General features: G+C 51.9%; 4 protein-coding genes. All 4 read left to right on the plus strand.

The genetic code is table 11. The features are described from left to right. A partial coding sequence (locus HRU10_00020; GenBank protein ID NRA25621.1) for an exosortase-associated EpsI family protein occupies positions 1 to 611 on the plus strand: 611 nt, incomplete at its 5' end. A 55-nt stretch (positions 612 to 666) separates the two neighbouring features. Continuing rightward, the gene (gene tnpB, locus HRU10_00025) at positions 667 to 975 is read left to right on the plus strand and encodes an IS66 family insertion sequence element accessory protein TnpB (GenBank protein ID NRA25622.1); all 309 of its coding nucleotides are present in this window, start codon (positions 667 to 669) and stop codon (positions 973 to 975) included. A 36-nt stretch (positions 976 to 1,011) separates the two neighbouring features. Next, positions 1,012 to 1,590, plus strand: coding sequence for a hypothetical protein (locus HRU10_00030; GenBank protein NRA25623.1), 579 nt, complete (start codon positions 1,012 to 1,014; stop codon positions 1,588 to 1,590). Continuing rightward, the coding region (locus HRU10_00035; GenBank protein NRA25624.1) for a transposase at positions 1,575 to 1,908 on the plus strand (334 nt) is incomplete at its 3' end. The genes HRU10_00030 and HRU10_00035, both read left to right, overlap by 16 nt.

Raw genomic sequence — 1,908 nt, forward strand, 5'->3', positions numbered from 1 at the left:
GCTTCGCAGTCTTCGCCGCGGTGCGACCCCAGCCCGAGCCCTCGATTACCCAACCCCTCGACAGCCTCATCCCGCGTGACCTCCCCGGCTGGACCGTAAAGGACCTCCCCCTCGCCGAGACCGAAGAGCTCCGCGGGCGCGTCGAAGAAATCCTCGACTTCGACGACTACGTCAGCCGCGTCTACACCCGCGGCAGCACCCAGCTCATCCTCTACATTGCCTATTGGAAACCTGCATCAACCACGATGGTCAATGTGCAAAAACACACGCCTGACTCCTGCTGGGTACTCAACGGCTGGGAAAAAACCGAAGCGGAAGAGCCGATCAATATTGGGGAAGTAATGGCAAGGCATCCATCCCAGTATCGGATTTTCGAAAAGAACGGTCAGGAACAGTCCGTTGTTTTTTGGCACGTCATCGGGGATCGTGGATTTATCCAACCAGAGGACAAAGGCTTTGGATACCTCACGTGGCACTATCTTACTGAGTTCGGAACGTCACAGAAAGCGGAACAGTTTTTCGTCAGAATTTCGTCGAATCGAGAAATTCGAAATGTCCTGAAAGATCCTTCCACCTACCCTCTCTTAAGTATCCTTGATGATATAATGTAAGCGTCCGTTAGAGCACCTCCTTCACGAATGTGCTCTGGTTTGGTAATCTCCTCGGATGCTATTCGATGGAGAAGATATTGTGATCTGCCACGGCGTGGTCGATCTTCGTAAAGGCGCTGGCGGGTTGCTGGCATTAGTCACGAATGCTAGGCCCAGGGCTTGGTATTTGTTTAGTAATCGCAGCCGGTCTTTGGTTAAAGCCGTCCAGATGGATGGGCGCGGTCTCTGGTTGGTTACGCGGCGCATTGACCAAGGTGTTTTCAAGTGGCTCGAAAAGGCAGAAGGGGCTTCAACTATTAGTGTTCGTGATGCTTCGATGATCTGTGATGGCGAGTCCTTAAAACAACGATTCCCAAGCACCTAGTTCTTAACTTTTTCAGAGCTTATAACAAATTGTTGTGTGTTGACCGAACTCCAACAGTTAAGAAACGAAGTCACTCACTCTCGACGGATTATCCAGTCCTGCGAAGAGGAGATCGTAAGGCTGCGCTTAACTGTAAAAGAGCTTCGCTTACGCCTACATAGCTCCAAGCGTTGTGAGAGTATCGACCGAGATCAACTTGAACTCGATCTCAAGACAACTGAGACAACGATCGATACACTCCAAGCAATCGTGGCTCAACAGGCAGACCCACCACAAGCTGAGTCTGATAAGCCTGACACTGCTACAGCTACGGACAAAGAGCCAAAGATCCGCCGTCGTTACGTCTTTCCTGAAGACATTGAGGAACAGACCGAAACAGTGATTCCTGAACAGGTTCAGTCCGAGCCTGAAGCTTATGAGGAAATCGGCGAACCTGAGGTAACCGAGCTGCTCGATATCGTGCCGATGAAGTTTATTAAGCGCCGTATCATTCGTCCCCGCTTTAAGCATAAAAACGATCGCAACAGCGCGCCTATCGTAGCAGCAACCCCACCGCGCCGCGGGTTCTCGCAGGAGGTATCGCGGCTCCCGCTTTGCTCGTGCAGATCATTTTAGCCAAGTATCTCGACCACTTGCCCCTCTATCGCCAAGAGCAGATTTTTAGAAAGCGCTTCGGCGTGGAGATCTCGCGCAAACTGCTCTGTGAATGGGTGCGTGTGGTCGCCGAGGATTGGCTCGGACTCATTTACTACTCCATCAAAAGTGATTTGCTTAGGCAACAGCACCTGCACGCCGATGAGACGCCTATAAGATGTAATGATCCAGATACGAAACACCGCTCCCGGCAGGGTCACCTATGGGTGTATCGCAGTGGCAATCAGGTATTTTACGACTGGCATATGAGCCGTGGCCGCACGGCTGCGGAGTCGATGC

The organism is Opitutales bacterium (assembly GCA_013215165.1).
In the GTDB taxonomy this organism is placed as follows: Bacteria; Verrucomicrobiota; Verrucomicrobiia; order Opitutales; family JABSRG01; genus JABSRG01.

Excerpts from the sequence above, each read along its gene's own strand:
- tnpB (NRA25622.1), top strand. The coding sequence starts at position 667 with ATGCTATTCGATGGAGAAGATATTGTGATCTGCCACGGCGTGGTCGAT.